Origin of the sequence: uncultured Tateyamaria sp. (assembly GCF_947503415.1) — a bacterium.
Classification (GTDB): domain Bacteria; phylum Pseudomonadota; class Alphaproteobacteria; order Rhodobacterales; family Rhodobacteraceae; genus Tateyamaria.
In genome coordinates this window covers 928,857-944,285 of record NZ_CANNDS010000001.1, presented here as the reverse complement: position 1 = coordinate 944,285, position 15,429 = coordinate 928,857, and the positions used below count along the sequence as shown (strand labels likewise).

Genomic DNA, 15,429 nt, shown 5'->3' with positions numbered 1-15,429 from the left:
CCGGGGCGCTGCCCCGGACCCCGGAGTTTATTTGGCAAGATGAATGCGGATCATGGATTGTAAGGCAGGTCGGATGGGTCGCGCCCGATGTAATCAGGCGCTGGCGTTCTGGGCAAGCGGATGGCGTTGATTGTTGTGTCGCCTGCGAGCAGCGCTTGTACTACGCGGTGCATGCCGTCCATCAGCCGACCCTCTGAGTCGAGGATGATCGGGTAGGTGCGGTCCGCCGATTGGATCAGTTTCATGTGACCCGCGATGGCGCGCGGTGTGGGGGTGGTGCCGTGGGCGAACCACCAGTTTTCATCCAGTTCCGCGATGTTTTCGAGTGGGACGCTTTGGGGCGTGAGGTGTTCGGTTGTGGCCGCGATCTTGCGCATGTCCCAGGCCATGAGCCCGTCCGGGCCATCGCGGAAGTGGTATTGCGGCCGCATCAGCCAGTGATTGCCTGATCGAATGTTTGCTTGGCGCGGCCCCAGACGCCTGAGGTGAGGTCGGTGAGCGTCAGAAGGCTGGGCAGGAGTTGGTCGGCGTAGTCTTCGGAGGATTCCACCGGGAGCATGGAGGGCAGGTTGTCGATGGCGGTCACGTCGAGCGGGGGGCTGTCGTGGACCCGGAGGGCCGGGGCGTCCCATGTGGTGGTGCGGTCGTAGACCTTGATGGGGGAGAAGTCGCTGTCGGGGTCGCAGGCGATGTCGCCGATGACGGTGAGTTTGCGCGCCTTGTGCGGTGTGTCTGCTGGGACAAACACGGGCGTGCCGGGGCGGGCGAGGATGCAGTTGAAGAAGATGTCGTGCTGCGGGATTTCGGGGAAGGGGCCGCCATGTGCCGTTTCGGCCATGTCCCAGCGGGTGGTGGGCACACCCATCACTGTGCAGAGGTCAGCTGCGCCCGTGCCGACGCGGCCCACAGCTCCGATGATCAGTGCCGTGGGGCGGTGGGTGCCGGTGGCGACGAGGTCGGATTGGAGTTCTGCCAGCAGGTGGTTGGAGCTGGGGTAGGCGTGGACCGGGCCCGCGATCTTGCCGTGTTGTTGGGCGATCCAGCATTTGAGGCCGACCGCGGCGCCTGCGTAGCCCGCCCAGTAGCCAAAAGCGGCGACGCGTTTGCCTGCCTCGTCCACGAGGTATTCGAGGTCGTAGAGGGTGCCGCCCCCTGCCTTGAATCGGTTGAGGAGGATTTGGCCCGCAGGCTGGCCCTTGTAGGCGTGGCCGAACATGATGTGTTTGTGCGGCAGCGGTGTGCCGTCTTCGGGCAGTTCCTTGAGCCCGAAGATGATCGCGTCATCGGGGGCTGCGGACCAAGTGTTTTCGGGGGCGATGGTGGCTCCTGCGGCTGCGTATCGGTCGGTGGGGATACAGCGGGTCTTGCTGTCTTCGACTGTGACTTTCATTCCGTGTGCGATCAGTTTGGCGGCACCTTCGGGGGTAAGGCCAACCCGGTCTTCGTTTTCGCGTTGTTCGGCGCGGACCCAGAGATGTGTCATCGCAGCATGCCTTTGGCGCGGACGGCCTGGACGCTGGGCCGTGCGTCCATCGCGTCCATGAACGTGCGGATTTTGGGGAAGGGAGCGAGGTCGACGTCATCGCCGGGCAGCCATGTGCAGACCATGAAGAGGTAGGCGTCGGCGAGGGTGAATGTGTCCCCGAGGATATAGGGGCCGATGAGACATTCGGTTTCGACGAACTGGGCCGAAGCGGTCATGGTTTCGGGGACCTTGGCTGTCATGTCGTGCCAGCTGGATTCGTTATCTGCCCAGCGGTGGCCGCGCATTTTGTGGGCGTGGTTCACGTGCATGGTAGAGGCGAGGTAGTACATGACGCTGCGCGCCTTGGCCGCTGCGACCGGGTCGGTGGGCATGAGGTGGGGCGTTTGGGTCGCGATATAGTCGAGCAGGGCACCGGTTTCGGTCAGGATGGTGCCGCCCACGTCGAGCGCGGGCACGCGGCCCTTGGGGTTGATTGTGGCGTAGTCGGGGGATTGCTGTTCGCCCGCGGCGAAGTCCAGTTTGTGCGCGTCGTAGGGCAGGCCCGCTTCTTCGAGGGCGATGGCAACCGCGATCGAGATGGTGCCGGCGGCGTAGTAGAGTTTCATGTGCGGCTCCTTAGACATGCGTTTGGGCGTGTTGCCTGTCGGGGTGTTCGAGATGCGGGATGGCGTTGAACATCACCGGGGACCATGTGCCGCCGATGGGGTGCAGCCGGTGCATGGAGGTGTTCATGATCGCAAGGGCGACGTTGGCCATGGCGGCGACTTCGAGGCCGAGATGTAGGCGCATCGTCATGGCGATCAGCCCGCCGGAGGTGACGACGAGGGCGGGTCCGGTGCCTTCGCCGATCTCTTTCAGCGCGTCCTTGATCCGGGTTTCGAACTGGTGGAAGCGTTCCGGCGCGCCTTCCAGCTTGTCGTCTTGCCAGTATTTCAGGACCTTGGGAAAGTGGTGCACAAATTCTGAGGGCTCAGCGAGGGCGGCGATGCCGTGTTCGGCTTCGAGCGCTTGCGCCATGGTGAAATATTCCAGCTCGTTCAGGCGGGCGTCTTCTGTCGCTTTCATTCCCGTTGCCATCCCGTCCGCCGTTTCGCGGTGGCGGCGCAGGGTGCCTGTGTAGAGCCGTGTGTGGTGGTGGTGCGTGTCCCGCATGTGGTCGCCCAGCCATTTGGCCTGCTGGTGGCCGAGGTCCGAGAGCTGGTCATAGCTGGCCTCGTCCTTGGCATGGGTGTTGGCCTGGCCGTGGCGAATGAGGGTGATGTGGGACATGGGGGCCTTTGGCTGGTGTTTGGTCTGTTCTAGGTCAGCGTTTCGCGGGTGGGAAGTGCGGGAGCCTCCGGCGGGAGTTTATTTTGCAAAGTGAAAGGGATCAGGAGCGCATTTGCGGCTTGGCGTGCCAATAGGAAACGGGTGGGACGCGAAAATGGGTTTTGGTGTCGGGATTGGGAGTCCTTTGCGCCGTGTCTGCGCGCTAGAACTGGGCCGAGAGCAGGGAGATGTGCGCGATGACGGACAAGGTGACATTCACGCTGGATGGTGAGGAAGTGCAGGCCGAGGCTGGCATGACTATCTGGGAGGTGGCCAACGGTCGTGGTCTGGTGATCCCGCATTTGTGCCATAAGCCTGCCCCCGGTTACCGCCCTGATGGCAACTGCCGGGCCTGCATGGTCGAGATCGAAGGCGAGCGGGTGTTGGCGGCGTCCTGTATTCGTGAGCCCAGCGACGGCATGGTTGTGACCACCAATTCCGCGCGGGCGGAGAATGCCCGCAAGATGGTCGTGGAGATGCTGGTGGCCGATCAGCCCGAGCGCGATGTGGCCCATGACAAGTCCGCGCATCTTTGGGACATGGCTGAGATGAACGGCGTGTCCGAGAGCCGTTTTCCGAAGCTGGAAGAGGGGCGCATTCCATTGCTGGATGACAGCCATGTGGCAATGTCTGTCAATCTGGATGCCTGCATTCAGTGCGGGTTGTGCGTGCGCGCGTGCCGCGAGGTGCAGGTCAATGATGTGATCGGCATGGCGGGGCGGGGGCATGATGCCTATCCGACCTTTGATATGGCCGACCCGATGGGCGACAGCACATGTGTTGCCTGTGGTGAGTGTGTGCAGGCCTGTCCTACGGGCGCGCTGATGCCCTCGACCGTCGTGGATGAGCGTCAGGTTGGGGACAGTAAGGATTACGACAGTGAGGTCGAGAGCATTTGCCCGTTCTGCGGGGTCGGCTGTCAGGTGTCGCTGAAGGTGAAGGACGGTCGCGTCAAATATGTAGAGGGCATCAATGGCCCTGCGAACGAGGGTCGGCTCTGTGTGAAGGGGCGCTTTGGCTTTGACTATATTCACCACGATCACCGCCTGACCAAGCCGCTGATCCGGCGCGAGGATGCGCCCGCGAAGGGGTTGAATGTGGACCCCGGCGATTGGACGACGCATTTCCGGGAAGCGTCCTGGGACGAGGCACTGGATTTTGCGGCCAGCGGCATGAAGGGGCGGGGGCGCGAGGTTGCCGGGTTCGGGTCGGCCAAGTGTACCAATGAAGAGGCGTATCTGTTTCAAAAGATAATCCGGCAGGGCTTTGGCCACAACAATGTCGATCACTGTACGCGGTTGTGCCATGCGTCGTCGGTGGCGGCGTTGATGGAAAATGTCGGGTCGGGGGCTGTGACCGCGACCTTTAACGAAATCGAGAATGCGGATGTGGCGATTGCGATTGGGTGTAATCCGATTGAGAACCACCCCGTCGCCGCCACCTACTTCAAGCAGTTCACCAAGCGCGGTGGGAAGCTGATTGTGATGGATCCGCGGGGGCAGGCGTTGAAGCGCTTTGCCAGCCATATGTTGCAGTTCCGGCCCGGGGCGGATGTGTCGATGCTGAACGCGATCATGCATGTGATCGTGGAGGAGGGCCTTTACGACCAGCAGTATATTGATGCCTATACCGAGAATTGGGAGGCGGAGAAGGCCCATCTGGAGGGGTTTACCCCTGAGAAGATGGCCGAAATTTGCGGGATCGAGGCGGATGTGCTGCGCGATGTGGCGCGGACCTTTGCCGGGGCGAAATCTGCGATGATTTTCTGGGGCATGGGTGTCAGCCAGCATATTCACGGGACGGACAATTCGCGGTGCCTGATCTCGCTGGCTTTGATGACGGGGCAGGTGGGGCGGCCCGGTGCCGGGCTGCATCCCTTGCGCGGGCAGAACAATGTGCAGGGGGCCAGTGATGCGGGTCTGATCCCGATGTTCCTGCCGGATTATCAGACCGTGACGGATGATGGGGTGCGGTCAGCATTCACTGACGTTTGGGGGTCTGGCGATTTCTCGAATGAGAAGGGCCTGACCGTGACCGAGATCATGGATGCGGTCCATGAGGGTGACATCAAGGCGATGTATGTGCTGGGCGAAAACCCGGCGATGTCGGACCCGGATGTGGAGCATGCGCGGGATGCGCTGGCCAAGCTGGATCATCTGGTGGTGCAGGATATTTTCATCACCGAGACGGCGAATTATGCGGATGTGATCCTGCCTGCGAGTGCTTTTGCCGAGAAGACCGGGACCGTGACCAACACGAACCGTCAGGTGCAGATGGGTCGCCCTGCGGTGCCGCCACCCGGCGAGGCGCGCGAGGATTGGTGGATCGAGGTGGAATTGGCGAAGCGGTTGGGTCTGGGTTGGGACTATCAGAGCCCGGCGGATGTGTTTGCCGAGATGAAGCTGAACATGAAGTCGCTGAACAACATTACGTGGGAGCGGCTGGAGGGGCAGAATGCTGTCACCTATCCGTCGCTGTCGCCCGAGGATCCGGGCCAGCCGATTGTTTTTGGCGATGGGTTCCCGCGGCCCGATGGGCGCGCGCGGTTTACGCCGGCCGCCGTGATTGCGCCGGATGATGTGCCCGATGCGGAGTATCCGATGATCCTGACCACGGGGCGGCAGTTGGAGCATTGGCACACCGGGTCGATGACGCGGCGGTCGTCCGTGCTGGACGCGGTGGAGCCGGAGGCGAATTGTTCGTTGCATCCCTCAACCCTGCGCAAGCTGGGCGTGCCCGCGGGCGGCATGGTGCGGTTGATTACCAAGCGCGGGTCCATCGAGATCATGGCGCGGGAGGATCGGGCTGTGGCACCGGATATGGTGTTCGTGCCCTTTGCCTATGTCGAGGCGGCGGCGAATATTCTGACGAACCCTGCCGTTGACCCCTATGGCAAGATCCCGGAGTTCAAGTTTTCGGCGGTGCGGGTTGAGGCGGTCGCCGGGGCTGTGGCGGCGGAGTGATCCGGATGAGCGCCTGACGGCGCGCGCGATTTTCGTCTTGTGAATGAGGGGTTTCACCCCTCAAACTCCCCAGAGTTTGTCTGGCAAGATGAAGAGAGCGCGATGATCGACCCGAACAGGTTTTTGGAGGATTTGCATCGCTTGCGCGCCTTTGGCGCGTCGGGTGTGGGCAAGGGTGTGGTGCGCCCGGCCTATTCCGATGCTGACATGGCTGCGCGGGATTGGCTGGCGTCGCGGATGGCCGAAGCCGGGTTGACGCCGCGCTTTGATCCGATGGGCAACCTGTTTGGGTTGGCGGAGGGGCCGTCGCTGTTGCTTGGGTCGCATTCGGACAGTCAGCCGCAGGGCGGGTGGCTGGATGGGGCGCTGGGCGTTGTCGCTGCTTTGGAGGTGGCGCGGGCGAGTTTGGAGGCCGGTGGGCCTGCGATATCCGTTGTTTCGTTTCAGGATGAAGAGGGGCGGTACGGTGTGACCACCGGGTCGAATGTGTGGACCGGGGGGCTGTCGCAGGCTGAGGCGGACGCGCTGGTGGACCATGAGGGCGTGGCTTTGGGGGATGCGCGGCGGGTTGTGGGGGACCGCGTTGGTGCGCCTGTTGATCCGGCGCAGTTCACTGGATTTGTCGAATTGCATATCGAGCAGGGGGCCACGCTGGATACAGCGGGGGAGCAGATTGGGGTTGTGACTGACATTGTGGGCATTCGGGATCGGGTGATCACGCTGACCGGTCAGCAGAACCATGCTGGTACCACCGCGATGGCGCTCAGGCGGGATGCGTTTCAGGGTCTGGTTGCGTTTTCGGCGCGGTTGAATGAGCGGTTGCGGAATGTGGTCACGCCCTCATCCGTCTGGACAATTGGGCATGTCAGCGTGGCCCCCAATGCGTCGTCCATCGTGCCGGGGCAGGTGCGGTTTTCCATGCAATGGCGCGATGGCAGTGTGGATCGGTTGGCGCGGATGGAAGCGGGGATCGAGGAGACCCTGGCGGAGGTTGCCGCAGAGATGGCGTTGGGGGTTGAGAAGGGGCCGCTTTTGGGGCTGGAGCCGGTGGCGATGGATGCTGATCTGCGTGCCCGGTTGGAAGCGGGGGCGGAGGCCTTTGCACCCGGCAAGTGGCGGCGTATGCCATCGGGGGCCCTGCATGATGCGACCAATGTGGCGCGGGTGATGCCGGTGGCGATGCTGTTTGTGCCGTCCATTGGCGGCATCAGCCATGCGTTTGAGGAAGATACGGACGAGGCTGATCTGGTGGCGGGCCTGCGCGTGTTGGCCCATGCCGCGGGGCTTCAGGCCGCCCTTGCGTAGCCGCGGCTGAGCGCGCGCTGGCGGTAGCGATCGGCGGCGGTCGAGGCGGCGCGCAGGTCGCTGTGGCAGGTGATGTGGCGGCAGGGTTGGCCGCCCTTGAAACCCCATTCAATCACCACAGACGCTTCAGCAAAGAGGTTGAGCGTGATTTCGACACGGTAAAACCGGGCGTCGTCGGATCGATAGAGGAGCGCTTCAACCATGGTGCGCTTCTGCCATGAGTTGAATCGTCATGTCCACTCCACATCGCCCAAAAAGATATACCCCGCGCCGTAGATTGTCTTGATCAGGCGGGGGTTTTTAGGGTCTTCGCGCAGCTTGGTGCGCAGGCGGCTGATGCGCACGTCCATGGCGCGGTCAAAGCTGTCACCTGCGCCGCCGCCCAGCATTTCCTGCATTTGCGCTCGGCTGATCAGGCGTTTGGGGGCGTCGAGGAAGAGGCGCAGCACTTCGCCTTCGGCATGGGAGAAGGGGGTTTCTTCGCCCATTTCGTCCGTCAGCGTGTAGCTGTCGAAGGACGCCGTCCAGCCGTTAAAATGGGCGACCTGGCTGGACTGTGACGTGGCTTTGGGTGTGCGCAGGCGGACGCGGATGCGGGCGACAACCTCGGCCGGGTCGAAGGGTTTGATGATGTAGTCGTCGGCACCGAGTTCCAGCCCTGTCACCCGGTCCTGCACCTGAGCGCGGCCCGAGATGATGATGACCGCCTCCCCTTGTTCGAGGGCGAGCTTGTGCACAAGCGTCAGCCCGTCGGTGTCGGGCAGGCCGAGGTCGACGAGGCAGACGTCGGGTTTGTGGGTTTTGAGCGCCGCTTCGAACGCGGACGCGCGGGAAAAGGACAGGGTGCGGAACCCGGCTTCTTCCAGCGCATCCGCAAGGATCGTGCGGATCGCCGGTTCGTCGTCGAGGATGGTGACGAGGGGCTGGGTCATGCGGCGTCTGCTTGCAGGAGGGCGGCGAGGTCGGAAGCTTCGAACGGCTTGCGTAGGACCGGGGCCGCGCGGGTGGCTGCCTGGAAGGTGGGGTCGCTGGGCAGAAGCGATGTCATCAGGATCACTGGCAGAGTGCCGTTGAGTTGGGTGGCGAGGTCGATACCGGTGCGGGTGCCCGAGCCAAGGTTGATGTCCGACAGCACAAGGCCGATGTCGGGCAGGTCTGCGGTGAGGGCGATGGCCTCGTCCACGCCTGCCGCTTCGATCACCGCGTGGCCAATGCCCATCAGCTGGTCGCGGTAGTGCTGACGCAGGTCTGGGTCATCCTCGACCAGCAGCACAAGTGCGCCCGCGAGTTGCGGGGCGGGGCCCAGGGGCAGGCGCAGGCGAACCTGCGCGCCGACATCTCCGTTGCCGAGCTTCAGGTCGCCGCCCGCGCGTTTGGTCATGTCGTAGACCATGGGCAGGCCGAGGCCCGAGCCTTCGGACCCTTTGGTGGTAAAGAACGGGTCGAACCCGTGTTCGAGCGCCTCGTCTGAGAAACCGGGGCCGGTGTCGGTGACGGTAAATTCGAGCCATGTGTCGTGGACCGGGCGGGCGGTGAGGGTGATTTGCCCAGCGGTGCCGCAGGCGTCGCGGGCATTGAGGATGAGGTTGAGGAGGCTGTCCTGCACGAGGCCGGGGTCGAGCATGTAGGGGCCGGTGACGGTGGTACCTGTGGTCAGCGTGACACCTGTGGGCAGGGTCGAGCGGGCCATGGTTTGCACTTCGCTGAGCAGGGTTTCGATGTCTGTTGCTGCCGGCCGCATGGCGCGGCCTGCGGTCATGTCGGCGATGGCGTTCAGCAACTCGCCGCCCCGGCGGGTGGCGGACAGGGTGCCGTCGATGAGGCCGGTCGCACCTTCAGGCAGACCTTCCATACGAGATAGTTTGGATTGCAGGCCGAGGATGATGGTCAACAGGTTCGAAAAGTCGTGCGCCATGCCAGAGGTCATCTGCGCGGCCAGCGTGCGGCGGCGGTTTTGTTGCAGGGCCACGCGAGCTTGGGTTTCTTCGGTGATGTCCATGGACAGGATGTAGACGCCGCCCGAGGCTTCGGGAGTGAAGGCCACACGAATGCGTCTGGCGCTTGCCTCATCCGTGAATTCGAAGACGGATGCCTCGCCGTGGTATGCACGGGCGAGGTTGGAGGCGATGCGCCCGTAGGCGAAGGCGCCGAGGGCGTCGGAGATGTGTTCGCCAACAATCTCTGAGGGACGGTTGGGGATGACCGTGCTGAGCCGTCGGTTGGAGTAGGTGTAGTGCCCGGTCGCGTCCACATGGGCGATGTGGGCGGGCATCATTTCGGTGGTGAGTCGAGTGCGTGCCTCGGTTTCGGTCAACTGGCGCTTGGCCTCTTCCAGCGCTGAGACGGTCGCGGCCAGTTGGCGGTTGGTGGTGCTGAGCGCCTCGGTATGTTGCAGCACCTGATCGCTGAGTTCGGTGGCGCGGGCGCGCAGCAACGCCTCTTGGGCCTTGGTGTGGGAGATGTCGGTGTAGACGGTGACCCAACCGCCCTGGGGCAGGGGCGAACCTTCAACCGAGATTGTACGCCCATTGGCACGGGTGCGTTCCATATAGTGCGGTTCGAACGCGAGGGCCTGATCGACCCGTTCCTGCACGAAAGCGTCCACATCCTCAATCGGGCCGTATTCGCCCCGCTCTGCCAGATGGGTGATGGTTTCGCGAAAGGTGGAGCCTGGAGTGACCAGCGCGTCGGGCAGCTCGAACATCTGTTGGAACGGGGCGTTGCAAACGGCCAGCCGCAGATCGCGGTCATAGATCGTGAGCGCCTGCGCGATCAGGTTCAGGCCCGAGGCCGTGAGCGATGCCGTGTGATCCTGTGCCATGCGCCATGGCTAGCATTGGTTTTATGGGGCGCACAACGGCGGGTGTGTGGCTGTTACAATTCGTAAGGATTGGGAAAACATCAGGAAAAAGTTGACGCGCAGCCTGTGAACAACATCCTTAGACGCAGGAAGAATCGTCTAAGCGATCATGCACGTCCCCAACACGGGGGGATGTGTTCGGGAGGAACATACGTGGTCAAGTCGCCTGAAGGCGCAAACGGGCTGGTGTCCGTTCCTGCGCTGCTACACCGGAATGCCAAGGAATTTGGATCGGCACCGGCCTATCGCGAGAAAGAGTTCGGGATCTGGCAAAGCTGGAGTTGGGCCGAAACGCTGGAAGAGGTCGAGGCGCTGGCGCTTGGGCTGATTGATCTGGGCGTGCAGCCCGGTGACCATATTGCCGTGATCGGGCGGAACCGGCCTTACCTCTATTGGTCAATGATGTCCGCGCAAATGGCAGGGGCGATCCCTGTGCCGCTGTATCAGGACGCCGCGGCGGAGGAGATGGCCTATACCCTTGATCATTCGGGCGCGCGGTTTGTGATTGCCGGTGATCAGGAGCAGGTGGATAAGGTCATTGAGGTGCAGGGTGGTCTGCCGAATTTCGAGCAGATGATCTATCTCGATCCGCGGGGGCTGCGGAAATACGATCATTCGAAGCTGCACCAGTATTCTCATGTGCAGGATGCCGGTCGGGCCAAGCGGGATGAGCTGGCGCCGGAGATGGCTAAGCGCATTGCGGCGCTGGACTACGACAGCACCTGCGTGATGCTGTATACCTCAGGGACGACGGGCAAGCCGAAGGGTGTGGTGCTGTCGAACCGCAATGTGATCGAGACGTCGAAATCGTCTTCCGAGTTTGATGGGCTGCGGCAGTCAGACGACATTCTGGCCTATCTGCCGATGGCCTGGGTGGGTGATTTCATCTTTTCCGTCGGGCAGGCGCTGTGGTCGGGGTTCTGTACGAATTGTCCGGAAAGCGCGGACACGATGCATGTGGACCTGCGCGAGATTGGGCCGACCTATTATTTCGCCCCGCCGCGCGTGTTCGAGACGCAGTTGACCAATGTGATGATCCGCATGGAGGACGCCAGTGCCTTCAAGCAGAAGATGTTTCACTACTTCATGGATCATGCGCGCAAGGTCGGGCCTGCGATATTGGACGGCAAGTCCGTGGGCTTCATGGACCGGCTGAAATACCGTCTGGGCGAGTTGATGGTCTATGGGCCACTCAAGAACACGCTTGGGTTTTCCCGCGTGCGCGTGGGGTACACAGCCGGTGAGGCGATTGGGCCGGAAATCTTTGATTTCTATAGATCTTTGGGCATCAACCTGAAGCAGCTTTATGGTCAGACCGAAGCGACCGTCTTTATTACCGCACAGCCCGATGGCGAGGTGCGCAGTGATACGGTGGGCGTGCAATGCCCGGGCGTGGAATTGAAGATCGAGCCCAATGGCGAGGTGTTTTACCGCTCGCCCGGTGTGTTTGTGGAGTATTACAGGAACGCCGAAAGCACTGCCGATACCAAGGATGCCGAAGGTTGGGTGGCAACGGGCGATGCCGGGTTTATCGAGGAAGACACCGGGCATCTGCGCATCATCGACCGCGCCAAGGATGTGGGGCAGATGGCGTCTGGTGCGCTGTTCGCGCCGAAATATGTCGAGAACAAGCTGAAGTTTTTTCCGAACATTCTGGAGGCCGTGGTCTTTGGAAATGGGCGTGAAGAATGCACGGCCTTCATCAACATCGACCTGACGGCTGTGGGCAACTGGGCCGAGCGGAACAATATCGGCTATGGGTCCTATCAGGAATTGGCGCAGCATCCACAGGTGCTGGCGACAATTACCGAGCATGTGTCTGAGGTGAACAAGTCTGTCGCTGAGGACGAGATGCTGTCGGGCTGTCAGGTGCACCGGTTTGTTGTGCTGCACAAGGAACTGGACGCGGATGATGGGGAGTTGACGCGGACCCGCAAGGTGCGCCGCCGCATCATCGAAGAGAAATACGGTGATATCATCTCGGCGCTTTATGATGGATCAAAACAGGTATCGACGACGACCGAGGTGACCTATGAGGATGGGCGCAAGGGGTCGATTTCGGCGACGCTGGAGATTTGTGAAGCAGCGGTCCTGCCCGTCGCGCAGAAGATGGCAGCGGAGTGAGGATGTTGGCTCGACGCTCGGCTGCGCCATCGCCCCGCCCACCATCCCGTCGGGCGCTTTTTGGCCGTCGGGTGTACCGCTTGGCTAACCGGCCCACCGGGAGGAATTTACTCAAAACAGTGAGTTGTGGTGCGTCAGTCTTCGAAAACGTGCCGCACCGCGCAGATCAAGCGGTTGTCGCCGGTAAAATGGCCGATGTTGCGGCGCATGATCTTGCGTGTTTCCGCGGCACTCAGCCCCTTTCGGCGGCAATCGAATGCGAGTTTCAAGAGATAGCGGCGTTCAAGTGCATCAAACATTGGGACCCCTCCGAAATGTGTCCCGAGCTTGCGCAGAAAATGGTTAATATCCCGCTTAAGCCGCGGACGATGGAGGCACCCCATGCTTGATCAGGCTGAAGGATACGTCACTGCCGATGGTCGCAAGATCGGTGCGGTGGTCATGGAGATGCGCAATATTACCCTGCGATTTGGGGGGGTTGAGGCCATCAAAGATATCTCGTTCGACATCCGAGAGGGTGAGATCCGCGCCATCATTGGCCCCAACGGGGCAGGCAAATCGTCAATGCTGAATGTGATTTCCGGCTTTTACATCCCGCAAGAGGGGCAGGTGTATTACAAAGGTGCGCCGCGGCCGCAGATGAAGCCCTTTGAAGTGGCGCGGCAGGGGATTGCGCGGACCTTTCAGAACATCGCCCTGTTCGAAGGGATGAGCGTTCTGGACAACGTGATGACGGGGCGGTTGACCCACATGAAAACCGGGCTTTTTGGTCAGGCCATCTGGCGTGGCAAGGCCGAGGCCGAAGAGACGGCCAACCGGGAAGTAGCCGAAAAGATTATTGATTTTCTGGAAATTCAGGCCATCCGAAAAACGCCTGTGTCGCGTCTGCCTTACGGGTTGAAGAAACGGGTGGAACTGGCACGGGCGCTGGCCGCTGAGCCCTCGCTGCTGCTGTTGGACGAGCCGATGGCGGGCATGAACGTTGAGGAGAAGGAGGACATGAGCCGCTTTATCCTTGATGTGAATGACGAATTCGGGACGACCATTGCGCTGATCGAACACGATATGGGCGTGGTGATGGACCTGTCCGACCGTGTTGTTGTCATGGATTATGGCAAGAAAATCGGGGACGGGACGCCCGACGAAGTGCGCAACAATCAGGATGTGATCGACGCCTATCTTGGGGTGTCGCATGACTGAGTTGACGCCCGACATCAGGGTGTCACCCCCCGTGCACCAGGCGTACACCCCCTGTGCACCCCCAACGCGCGGTCATGTGCCGCGGCGCGCAACGCAAGCGGGGGCCAAAGGATGAGAATATTGGGTCTTGCCATAGGTCTGGCGGTCTGGGGCGGTGCGGCGCTGGCCGACGAACCTGCGATCTGCGACCCGGCGCAACCTGGGATGGCAGGTCTGTGCGATGTGATCGAGACACGGTGCCTACCCTATCTGGAGGACCCGGCGAGCCTGTCGCCGCAGGACATCATGCCGATCCCGCGCACATTCCGGCGCTATTTCGAAAGCACGCTGAATTCTTATGCTCTGGGGTATCAAGAGACCGATCTGGCCAACACGCTGGTGGTGTTCATGTATGACGAACCCGCCTGCGAGATCATCAGCCAGGGGCTGAGCTATTCCGAGTTGCTGCTGGCTTTCAACGAATGGCGCGATGGGGCCGGGGCACGGTTTGTGTCCACGACAGGGTTCGAGCCGGTGAGCAGGGTGACGATGGACCGGGCCTATGCTGCTGCTTTCTTGGCCGCACCCCGCCGGGATGGTCGTGTGACCGAGATTACATTGAACTGGAACCTGACTTTCGCTGGGCTGACACGGCTGCGTGTGAGTTACCAGCCGCTGCGCCCGCATACGGCGGACCTGATGCAAATAGGGATGAAATGATGTCTGAACAGCTGATTTATGCCAGCGAAGTCTTTCTGAACGGCCTGATGGCCGGGGTGCTTTACGCCCTTGTGGCGCTTGGCTTTGTTCTGATCTTCAAGGCGTCCGGCATCTTCAACTTTGCTCAAGGGGTCATGGCGCTGTTTGCGGCCATGACTTTGGTTGGTATTCAGAACGGGCAAGTGCCCTTTGCGCACCTGATCAATGCGCTCTTTGGTACCGACATCCACTATTTCGGGTGGGAGGTGCATTCGATGCTTGCCATCCTGCTGACAGTTGTTGTGATGATTCTGCTGGCGTGGATGGTGCAGCGGTTCATCTTCAAGCATCTGGTGGGGCAGGAGCCGATCATCCTGTTCATGGCAACCATTGGTTTGGCGTACCTGCTGGAAGGCGTGGCTGACCTGATGTGGGGGTCCGAGATCAAGAAGCTGGATGTGTGTCTGGCGGAGGGCACGTGCCTGCCGCAGGGTATAAACCTTGCCATTGATGAGGCGACCTTCAACCTGTTCGGCTATGGGTTCTTTATCGACAATCTGGATATCACGGCGACGATCATTGCGATCCTGCTGGTGACTGCGCTGGTGATTTTTTCCCAATACACCAAGCAGGGGCGCGCGATGCGGGCTGTTGCGGATGACCACCAAGCCGCGCTGAGCGTGGGGGTTTCGCTGAACTACATCTGGATCTTGGTGTGGTCGGTGGCTGGTTTTGTGGCACTGGTTGCCGGCATCATGTGGGGTGCAAAGTCTGGTGTGCAGTTTTCGCTGTCGCTGATTGCGCTCAAGGCGTTGCCGGTGCTGATGCTGGGCGGGTTTACGTCCATCCCCGGTGCCATCGTCGGCGGGTTGATCATTGGCGTGGGCGAGAAGCTGTTTGAGTTCTTCATGTCCTCGGGTGATCTGGCGGGTGCGCTGTTTGGCTTTACCATGAACGCGACCGAGAACTGGTTTGCCTATGTGCTGGCGCTGATCTTTCTGGTGTTCCGCCCGCAAGGCCTGTTTGGGGAGAAGATCATTGAGCGCGTATGATCGCCGCACGGGTGACTGCGTGAGGCGTGGCCTCACGACACCCACCCGCCCGGCGCCTTCTTACCCGTCGATCTGCCGGAACAGTGTTACCGTCAGTGCGGCCAAAACTGTGATCGACAGCGTCATGGCCAGCATGAGGTCACCTGTCAGCAGCATTGTCGCCCCGGCGCACAGAGTCAGCACGAAGATGCACAAGAGCAGCGTTTGCCCCAGTCGCGAATGCGTTCGCCGCGGCGGCTCGCGTGCGGGCGCTTCGACATATACGTCGCTTGCGTCCGGTATCGACTCGAACAGCTTGGCCTTGGCCGCTGCGAGGTCGACGGCATTGATTTCACCCCGCGCATGCGCGGTATCGAGACGACGGATGTCGTCCAGAATTGCGGTCATAGATCCCACTCCACTTACCCATGACGAAGGTGCCATCGGGATTGGGGCGAAATGTGGCGAAACAGG

General features: G+C 61.5%; 15 protein-coding genes. 6 read left to right on the top strand and 9 right to left on the bottom strand.

Going from position 1 to position 15,429, the window contains the following annotated elements:
* Nucleotides 1–50: 50 nt before the first annotated feature.
* From Q1A32_RS04520 to Q1A32_RS04505, 4 genes are read right to left on the bottom strand one after another with little or no spacing between them, the layout of a single operon-like run.
* Nucleotides 51–431, bottom strand: a complete 381-nt coding sequence (locus tag Q1A32_RS04520) for a hypothetical protein (RefSeq protein WP_299650107.1) — start codon at nucleotides 429–431, stop codon at nucleotides 51–53.
* Entirely contained in the window at nucleotides 431–1,483 is a 1,053-nt protein-coding gene (locus Q1A32_RS04515; protein WP_299650104.1) for a saccharopine dehydrogenase, read from the bottom strand. The genes Q1A32_RS04520 and Q1A32_RS04515 overlap by 1 nt, the downstream gene beginning before the upstream one ends.
* Nucleotides 1,480–2,091, bottom strand: coding sequence for a glutathione S-transferase family protein (locus Q1A32_RS04510; protein WP_299650100.1), 612 nt, complete (start codon nucleotides 2,089–2,091; stop codon nucleotides 1,480–1,482). Before Q1A32_RS04510 ends, Q1A32_RS04515 begins: the two co-directional genes overlap by 4 nt.
* A gap of 10 nt (nucleotides 2,092–2,101) precedes the next feature.
* Nucleotides 2,102–2,755 (bottom strand): histidine phosphatase family protein, encoded by a 654-nt coding sequence (locus tag Q1A32_RS04505; protein ID WP_299650097.1) that lies wholly within the window; start codon nucleotides 2,753–2,755, stop codon nucleotides 2,102–2,104.
* A gap of 236 nt (nucleotides 2,756–2,991) precedes the next feature.
* Here Q1A32_RS04505 and fdhF point away from each other — a divergent pair, with 236 nt between their 5' ends.
* Nucleotides 2,992–5,757, top strand: a complete 2,766-nt coding sequence (fdhF, locus tag Q1A32_RS04500; RefSeq protein ID WP_299650094.1) for a formate dehydrogenase subunit alpha — start codon at nucleotides 2,992–2,994, stop codon at nucleotides 5,755–5,757.
* 102 nt (nucleotides 5,758–5,859) lie between these two features.
* Nucleotides 5,860–7,062, top strand: coding sequence for a hydantoinase/carbamoylase family amidase (locus Q1A32_RS04495; protein ID WP_299650091.1), 1,203 nt, complete (start codon nucleotides 5,860–5,862; stop codon nucleotides 7,060–7,062).
* Here the strand turns inward: Q1A32_RS04495 and Q1A32_RS04490 are convergent.
* From Q1A32_RS04490 to Q1A32_RS04480, 3 genes are read right to left on the bottom strand one after another with little or no spacing between them, the layout of a single operon-like run.
* Nucleotides 7,044–7,265, bottom strand: coding sequence for a WGR domain-containing protein (locus Q1A32_RS04490; protein ID WP_299650088.1), 222 nt, complete (start codon nucleotides 7,263–7,265; stop codon nucleotides 7,044–7,046). The genes Q1A32_RS04495 and Q1A32_RS04490 overlap by 19 nt on opposite strands.
* Nucleotides 7,266–7,292: 27 nt before the next feature.
* The gene (locus Q1A32_RS04485) at nucleotides 7,293–7,994 is read right to left on the bottom strand and encodes a response regulator transcription factor (protein ID WP_299650085.1); all 702 of its coding nucleotides are present in this window, start codon (nucleotides 7,992–7,994) and stop codon (nucleotides 7,293–7,295) included.
* A complete protein-coding gene (locus Q1A32_RS04480; protein WP_299650082.1) occupies nucleotides 7,991–9,883 on the bottom strand; it encodes a PAS-domain containing protein in 1,893 nt (630 codons plus the stop codon). Before Q1A32_RS04480 ends, Q1A32_RS04485 begins: the two co-directional genes overlap by 4 nt.
* 192 nt (nucleotides 9,884–10,075) lie before the next feature.
* Between Q1A32_RS04480 and Q1A32_RS04475 the strand changes: the two genes are divergently transcribed.
* Nucleotides 10,076–12,046 carry an AMP-binding protein gene (locus Q1A32_RS04475; RefSeq protein ID WP_299650079.1) on the top strand — a complete coding sequence of 657 codons (1,971 nt, stop codon included), beginning with the start codon at nucleotides 10,076–10,078 and terminating at the stop codon, nucleotides 12,044–12,046.
* Between the two features lie 134 nt (nucleotides 12,047–12,180).
* Here Q1A32_RS04475 and Q1A32_RS04470 read toward each other — a convergent pair whose 3' ends face one another.
* Nucleotides 12,181–12,345 (bottom strand): hypothetical protein, encoded by a 165-nt coding sequence (locus Q1A32_RS04470; RefSeq protein WP_299609121.1) that lies wholly within the window; start codon nucleotides 12,343–12,345, stop codon nucleotides 12,181–12,183.
* An 82-nt stretch (nucleotides 12,346–12,427) separates the two neighbouring features.
* Here Q1A32_RS04470 and Q1A32_RS04465 point away from each other — a divergent pair, with 82 nt between their 5' ends.
* From Q1A32_RS04465 to Q1A32_RS04455, 3 genes are all read left to right on the top strand, one after another.
* Nucleotides 12,428–13,246, top strand: coding sequence for an ABC transporter ATP-binding protein (locus tag Q1A32_RS04465; protein ID WP_299609124.1), 819 nt, complete (start codon nucleotides 12,428–12,430; stop codon nucleotides 13,244–13,246).
* A gap of 120 nt (nucleotides 13,247–13,366) precedes the next feature.
* On the top strand, nucleotides 13,367–13,945 hold the full coding sequence (locus tag Q1A32_RS04460) for a hypothetical protein (RefSeq protein WP_299650074.1): 579 nt from the start codon (nucleotides 13,367–13,369) through the stop codon (nucleotides 13,943–13,945).
* Entirely contained in the window at nucleotides 13,945–14,976 is a 1,032-nt protein-coding gene (locus Q1A32_RS04455; protein WP_299609128.1) for a branched-chain amino acid ABC transporter permease, read from the top strand. The genes Q1A32_RS04460 and Q1A32_RS04455 overlap by 1 nt, the downstream gene beginning before the upstream one ends.
* Before the next feature lie 60 nt (nucleotides 14,977–15,036).
* Here the strand turns inward: Q1A32_RS04455 and Q1A32_RS04450 are convergent, their stop codons facing one another.
* A complete protein-coding gene (locus Q1A32_RS04450; protein WP_299650071.1) occupies nucleotides 15,037–15,363 on the bottom strand; it encodes an SHOCT domain-containing protein in 327 nt (108 codons plus the stop codon).
* Between the last annotated feature and the right edge of the window lie 66 nt (nucleotides 15,364–15,429).

Bases quoted from the DNA above. Each gene is read 5' to 3' on its own strand.
- Q1A32_RS04520 (WP_299650107.1), bottom strand. From the start codon at position 431: ATGCGGCCGCAATACCACTTCCGCGATGGCCCGGACGGGCTCATGGCC.
- Q1A32_RS04515 (WP_299650104.1), bottom strand. From the start codon at position 1,483: ATGACACATCTCTGGGTCCGCGCCGAACAACGCGAAAACGAAGACCGG.
- Q1A32_RS04510 (WP_299650100.1), bottom strand. From the start codon at position 2,091: ATGAAACTCTACTACGCCGCCGGCACCATCTCGATCGCGGTTGCCATC.
- Q1A32_RS04505 (WP_299650097.1), bottom strand. From the start codon at position 2,755: ATGTCCCACATCACCCTCATTCGCCACGGCCAGGCCAACACCCATGCC.
- fdhF (WP_299650094.1), top strand. From the start codon at position 2,992: ATGACGGACAAGGTGACATTCACGCTGGATGGTGAGGAAGTGCAGGCC.
- Q1A32_RS04495 (WP_299650091.1), top strand. From the start codon at position 5,860: ATGATCGACCCGAACAGGTTTTTGGAGGATTTGCATCGCTTGCGCGCC.
- Q1A32_RS04490 (WP_299650088.1), bottom strand. From the start codon at position 7,265: ATGGTTGAAGCGCTCCTCTATCGATCCGACGACGCCCGGTTTTACCGT.
- Q1A32_RS04485 (WP_299650085.1), bottom strand. From the start codon at position 7,994: ATGACCCAGCCCCTCGTCACCATCCTCGACGACGAACCGGCGATCCGC.
- Q1A32_RS04480 (WP_299650082.1), bottom strand. From the start codon at position 9,883: ATGGCACAGGATCACACGGCATCGCTCACGGCCTCGGGCCTGAACCTG.
- Q1A32_RS04470 (WP_299609121.1), bottom strand. From the start codon at position 12,345: ATGTTTGATGCACTTGAACGCCGCTATCTCTTGAAACTCGCATTCGAT.
- Q1A32_RS04465 (WP_299609124.1), top strand. From the start codon at position 12,428: ATGCTTGATCAGGCTGAAGGATACGTCACTGCCGATGGTCGCAAGATC.
- Q1A32_RS04455 (WP_299609128.1), top strand. From the start codon at position 13,945: ATGTCTGAACAGCTGATTTATGCCAGCGAAGTCTTTCTGAACGGCCTG.
- Q1A32_RS04450 (WP_299650071.1), bottom strand. From the start codon at position 15,363: ATGACCGCAATTCTGGACGACATCCGTCGTCTCGATACCGCGCATGCG.